At 65.5% G+C, this 536-nt stretch carries 1 pseudogene; it reads left to right on the top strand.

The features are described from left to right. Positions 1-465: pseudogene (locus Q1B08_RS21670) on the top strand (IS3 family transposase); the annotation flags it as partial. Between the last annotated feature and the right edge of the window lie 71 nt (positions 466-536).

The raw sequence follows: 536 nt of genomic DNA, 5'->3' as shown, positions 1-536 counted from the left end.
CAGTTCACCTACTACCGATGGCGCAAGGAGTTCGGCGGCTTGAAGACCGGCCAGGTGAAGCGACTGAAGGAGCTCGAGAAGGATCGAGCCATTGCGGTGCCATTGGTTCAAGCCCAATGGCGAGGGAGCGGCTTCGCAAGGCTGTCTCCGATCTGACGATCGAGAAGCTGATCCTCCGGGAGGCCGCCTCGGGAACCGAAGGTCCGCGCAGCGAAACTTCTGAGCCCCGCCCGCCGTCGTCGCTGCATCGAGCATGCAAGGCAGAAGTTCCGCATCTCGGAGCGCCTCGCTTGCCGTGTGCTCGGGCAGCATCGCTCGACGCAGCGCAAGGTGCCGCGAGGGCGATCCGACGAGAACGCCCTGACCGCGGACATCGTGGCGCTCGCCAGCCAATACGGGCGCTACGGCTATCGCCGGATCGCTGCCATGCTGCGAGATGCTGGCTGGGTCGTGAACACCAAGCGCCCCTCTCGGCAGATTTGCGTTGCAAATCGCCTGCCGGGCAACGGTCGAGCGGATCTGGCGGCGGGAGGGGC

This window comes from uncultured Jannaschia sp. (assembly GCF_947494025.1).
Lineage (GTDB): Bacteria > Pseudomonadota > Alphaproteobacteria > Rhodobacterales > Rhodobacteraceae > Jannaschia.
This window is presented reverse-complemented; position numbering and strand designations above follow the sequence as displayed.